This is a genomic window from Thermus sp. FJN-A (genome assembly GCF_054655095.1).
On record NZ_BAAHSC010000054.1, the window covers coordinates 1 to 471 of the forward strand.

Annotated in this window: 1 protein-coding gene; it reads right to left on the minus strand. The window is 74.7% G+C overall.

The features are described from left to right. Positions 1-471 (minus strand): CRISPR-associated protein Cas4 (locus tag ACYQ0J_RS00265; RefSeq protein WP_460170231.1); only part of this gene is annotated, 471 nt, incomplete at both ends.

Here is a 471-nt window from a genome sequence, read left to right on the forward strand (position 1 = left end):
CAGCCCCAAGCCCCTCAGGAAACGGTGAACAGCCAGGAGCCCCAGGAAGGCCTCCCCCGCCTCCTCCAGGGGGACCTCGGCCACCTTCATCCCCTCCCGCAGGGCCACCACGAAGCCCCCCTCCACCGCCAGCCCCTCCTCCCGCAGGGCCAGGGCGTAAGCCCCCACCTGCAGGAGGTGCTCCGGGTAGACCCGGGAGGAGGTCTTCAGGTCCACCACCACGAGCCTGTCCCCACAGCGGGCCACCAGGTCCACCCGCCCGGCGTAGCGGTGCTCCGGGTGGAAGACCGCCTCCTCGGAGCGCAGGAGCCTGCCCCCGTTCCCGTCCCACCAGTCCGCCAGGCGCCGGGCCATCCCCCGGAGGGGCTCCTCCTCGGGGAGGGGAGGCCTTTCCCCCTTGAAGTGGGCCTCCGCCCAGGCGTGGAGGTCGGTGCCCCGCCCCGCGGCGCTCCGGGCGGCCCTGTGGTGGGC